Origin of the sequence: Streptomyces sp. I05A-00742, assembly GCF_013055795.1 — a bacterium.
GTDB lineage: Bacteria > Actinomycetota > Actinomycetes > Streptomycetales > Streptomycetaceae > Streptomyces.
Genome location: NZ_JABETO010000086.1, coordinates 1 through 4469, shown reverse-complemented (window position 1 = coordinate 4469; position 4469 = coordinate 1). Strand labels below are relative to the sequence as shown.

Annotated in this window: 5 protein-coding genes; 2 read left to right on the top strand and 3 right to left on the bottom strand. The window is 73.0% G+C overall.

The window, feature by feature from the left end; translation table 11 throughout:
- A partial coding sequence (locus tag HN013_RS32135; protein ID WP_171172542.1) for a GntR family transcriptional regulator occupies positions 1-276 on the bottom strand: 276 nt, incomplete at its 3' end.
- Positions 277-457: 181 nt separating this feature from the next.
- On the opposite strand from HN013_RS32135, the gene HN013_RS32130 reads away from it, so the two are divergent.
- Positions 458-1672 (top strand): FAD-dependent monooxygenase, encoded by a 1215-nt coding sequence (locus HN013_RS32130; RefSeq protein WP_171172540.1) that lies wholly within the window; start codon positions 458-460, stop codon positions 1670-1672.
- A gap of 228 nt (positions 1673-1900) precedes the next feature.
- Complete coding sequence (locus tag HN013_RS32125; protein ID WP_171172538.1) at positions 1901-2248, top strand: STAS domain-containing protein; 348 nt, start codon at positions 1901-1903, stop codon at positions 2246-2248.
- Positions 2249-2264: 16 nt separating this feature from the next.
- Here HN013_RS32125 and HN013_RS32120 read toward each other — a convergent pair whose 3' ends face one another.
- Both HN013_RS32120 and HN013_RS32115 read right to left on the bottom strand, forming a co-directional pair.
- Positions 2265-3758: a bifunctional phosphatase PAP2/diacylglycerol kinase family protein gene (locus HN013_RS32120; RefSeq protein WP_171172536.1), complete on the bottom strand. Its 1494-nt coding sequence runs from the start codon at positions 3756-3758 to the stop codon at positions 2265-2267.
- A gap of 276 nt (positions 3759-4034) precedes the next feature.
- Positions 4035-4469: transglycosylase SLT domain-containing protein (locus HN013_RS32115; RefSeq protein WP_171172534.1), on the bottom strand; the 435-nt coding region annotated here is incomplete at its 5' end.

The window sequence follows — 4469 nt, the reverse complement described above, 5'->3', positions numbered from 1 at the left end:
GGGGGCGGGCGGCGGGGCGGACGGGCGGCGGACGGCGCGCGCCGGGCGGCGGGCCGGCGGGGCGACGACGGTGCCGACGCCGGGGACCGCGCGGACCAGGCCCTCGTGGCGGAGCTCGGTGAGCACCTTGGTCGCGGTCGCCATCGCGACCCCCCACTGCCGGGTGATCTCGCGCGTCGAGGGGACCCGGTCACCGGGTGCCAGCTCACCCGTCTCGATGCGCCGTCGCAGTTCGGTGACGATCCGGCCGGAGCGCGACCCTGCCTGCCGATTCACGGTTCCCACTTTCCGTACTAGTGCACCTCGGAGTGCACCACCCTAGCGGGCGGGCCGGGGCGCGTGGCGTGGAACGTCTGGGGAAGCGGGTCCGGGAGCGGAGCTGTCGCACTAGTGCACTACTCGCGCGTGGAGCCTCACTGCTTGCCAGATTGCTTGCGTACGTCGTACGTTCAGCGTCATGCAGAACACCGACATCCTCATCTCCGGCGGCGGCATCGCGGGCCCCGCCCTGGCGTACTGGCTACGCACGGCGGGCTTCACCGTCACCGTCGTCGAACGGGCCCCCGCCCCCCGGCCCGGCGGTCAGACCGTGGATCTCCGCGGCGCGGGCCGGACCGTCGTGACGCGGATGGGACTCATGGAACGGGCCCGGGCGCTGAGCGTCGACCAGCGCGGCTTCGCGTACGTGGACGGTTCCGGCCGGATATCCGCGCGGATGACGGCGGACAGCTTCGGCGGCGAGGGGATCATCTCCGAGATCGAGATCCTGCGCGGCGACCTCGCGGGCCTGATGTACGAGGCCACCGGGCCGGGTCAGGACATCGAGTACCTGTTCGACGACACCATCACGGAGCTCGACCAGGACGAAGCGGGGGTCACCGTCACCTTCCGTACGGCGGGCACCCGCCGGTTCGGGCTCGTCGTGGGGGCGGACGGGCTGCACTCGGTGGTGCGGGAGCTGGCCTTCGGGCCCGAGCGGGAACACATCCGGCCGCTGGACCTGTACACCGCGTGGTTCACCGCCACCGGGGACCTGGACCTCGACGGCTGGTTCATGATGCACAACGCGCCCGGAGGCCTCGTCGCGTCCGCCCGGCCGGGCCGGCTGCCCGGTGAGATCAAGGCCGGTCTGAGCTTCCGGTCGCCCCCGCTCGCCGTGGACCGCCGGGACACCGCCGCCCAGCGGGAGGTGATCGCGGAGCGCTTCGCCGGGGTCGGGTGGGAGGTTCCCCGCCTGCTGGAGGCGATGCGCGGCGCGTCCGACTTCTTCTTCGAGTCCGTGGGCCAGGTGCGCCTCGACCACTGGTCCCGGGACCGGGTGGTGCTGCTCGGCGACGCCGGGTACTGCGCGACGCCGCTCACCGGTCTGGGTACCAGCCTGGCCCTGGTCGGCGCGTACGTCCTGGCGGGCGAGCTCGCCGCGGCCGACGGCGACCACCGGGTGGCGTTCCCGCGGTACAACCGGGTCATGCGCCCCTACGTCGACCAGGCACAGCAGCTGCCGCCGGGCGGAGCGGCCGGATTCGCGCCGTCCGGGGCGCTGGGCATCCGGCTGCGGAACCTCTCGATGCGCCAGATGAACCGGTGGCCGATGCGCAACCTCCTCGCCGCCCAGTTCGCCAAGGCCGGGAACATCGCCCTGCCCGACTACCGGCTCGCCACGGCGCGGTAGCCCGGGGACCGCGTCGGGGAGACTTTCGCCCCCCGCTCCGTCGTCACATCACACTGATCGGACTACGCTCCGCTGCGGAGCGAATGATTACAACCAACGGCGTATGCCTCATACGAGGAACGCACCAGGGCGTCGACCGACTCGTCAGAGGGATCGGCTCACGGATGGCGACAATGGGTGCAGGAGCATGGCTCCGGCCCGCATTCCGGCTCTCCATGGGAGCGGCACATGACGATCCCCGACCCAACGGCACGGCGCCTGCGTGCGCACGTGGTCCTCCACGGCGAGCGCGCCGCCATCCGGCTCAGGGGCGAGATGGACCTCGGCACCGCGCCCCACCTGCGCCGCGCCATCTGTGCCTGCCTGGGGCAGCACCACCCCTGCGCCCTGGACCTCCATCTCGCCGAGGTGACCTTCTGCGACTGCACCGGGCTGAACACGCTGCTGTGGGCCCGGCAGGAGGCCGCCGACGCCGGTGCGGCGCTCGTCGTCAGAGGTCCGCTGCAGCACGGCGTCGCCCGGCTGCTGTCCGTGACGGGCGCCGAGGCGGTGCTCGGCCCGCCCCTGGCCGCGTGACGAACCGCCGGGCCTCTCAAGGACCGGTCGGCACCCGGTAGACGACCAGCGCCTCGTTCTCCTTCTCCAGCCTCAGCCCGCCCGGCACCCGGGCGGTCTCGCCGTCGTACGCGAAGTGCGCCTCGGGCCCCAGTCCGCCGATGCTCAGCCGCCGGACGCGGGCCGTGCTCAGGACGGGGGTGCTGCGGATGCCGCCCGTGAGCGCCGCCGTCAGCAGCCGGGTGCGGGCCAGCCGGCCGCCGGTCACGATGCGGACGTCCAGAACCCCGTCCGCGAGGTCGTGGCGGCGCACCGGGACCAGGCCCGGTCCCCGGTAGGTGCAGTTCCCGGCGAAGAGCATCCACACCTGCCGCCGCCGGCCGTTGATCTCGGCGGTCACCGGGCGGCCGGTCCGCAGGACGTGGACGGCGGCCAGGATCCCGGCCGGCCAGGCGCCGATCCGCGGGGCCCACCGTTCGCGCACCCGGACGAGCTCCGGGTAGGAGCCGATGCTGAAGGTGTTGAGGAACCAGCGCTCGTCGTCCCCGGCACCGTCCCGGACGCGCACCATGTCGACGGCGACCGCCTCGCCGCACTCGACGGCCCGGCAGGCGTCGCCGAGGGTCTCGATGCCCAGGTCGTAGGCGAAGTGGTTGTAGGTGCCGCCGGGGAGGACGGCCAGGGGCAGCCCGTGTCGCCTGGCGACGGCCGCCGCGGCGTTGACGCTGCCGTCACCGCCGAGGATGCCGAGGGCGCCGCCGATCTCCCGAGCCCGGCGGGCCGCCGTCTCCAGCGCCTCGTCCAGTGTGGGACCCGACGTGTCGGAGCCGCTGCGGACGGTCAGGAACTCGGCCCGCGGGAGCGCCGGGCGCAGGGGTTCGGCGGGGTCCGGCCGGTCGGTCAGGCGCTGCCCGGAGCCGGGGTTTGCGACGACGACCAGGCCCCGGCCCTCGGGGAGCGCCGGGGCGTCCGCGCGGGGGCGGGCGGGCGGCGCGAGCTGTGCGCGGGTGGGGACCAGGCCGCGCACGGCGAAGGCGGCACCGGCGCCGAGCGCCGCGCCGGCCAGGACGTCGCCCGGGTAGTGGACGCCCGTGTAGACGCGGGAGAAGCACACGGACGCGGCCAGTGGCGCCAGGGCGAGGCCCCAGCCGGGGTTCTCCAGCGCGACGCCGGTGGCGAAGGCCGCGGCCGAGGCGGAGTGCCCGGAGGGGAAGGAGGTGGTGATCGGCTGGCGGGCCAGGCGGCGGACGAGCGGCACGCTTTCCATCAGGGGCCGTGCGCGGCGTACCGACCGTTTGCCCAGCGTGTTCACCGTGGCCGAGGCCACGGCGAGTGACGCGGCGCCACGCAGCGCGGCCCGCCGGGCGGGCCTCCCGCCCAGCAGCGCCGCGCCGGCCGCGAGGCCGAACCACAGAAGGCCCCGGTCGGCGCTGTGCGACAACCGGGGCAGTACGCGGTCGGCGCCCGGCCAGTGCCGGGCCGCCACCGCGCGGAAGGCCGCTTCGTCCCATGAGCTCACCGCTTTGCGCATGCGCCACGACTACCCGCGCGGGGAGTGATGATGCGGGGCGGGACATGCCGGAGGGCGGCGGCACCTTTACGGTGCCGCCGCCCTCCGGCGTCATTCTGTTTCCGCTTCTGTTTCCGCTTGCGCTTGCGCGCGGATGGTTCGGACGGATCAGTACGCGGAGTTCACGTTGTCCATCGAGCCGTAGGTCTTGGCCGCGTNCGGTGCCGCCGCCCTCCGGCGTCATTCTGTTTCCGCTTCTGTTTCCGCTTGCGCTTGCGCGCGGATGGTTCGGACGGATCAGTACGCGGAGTTCACGTTGTCCATCGAGCCGTAGGTCTTGGCCGCGTAATTACAGGAAGCGGTGATGTTGGCGACCGGGTCGTAGATGTCCCAGGAGGTGCCGTCCACGTGGAACGCCTTGAACGTCGGGTCGATGATCTGCAGCAGACCCTTCGACGGAATACCGGCCTGGGCGTTCACGTCCCAGTTGTTGATCGCCTGGGGGTTACCGGTCGACTCACGCATGATGTTCCGCTTGATGCCCTCGTACGAGCCCGGGATGCCCTTGGCCTTCATGACGTCCAGCGCCTCGTTGATCCAGCCGTCCAGATTGTCGGCATAGGCCTTCGGGGCCGGAGCGGCAGGGGCAGCCGGAGCGGCCTTGACCGGCTCACGGTCGGCGGAACGGCTCGCGGCATCCTTCTGAGCCCGCTCCTTGTCGGCCTTCGCCTT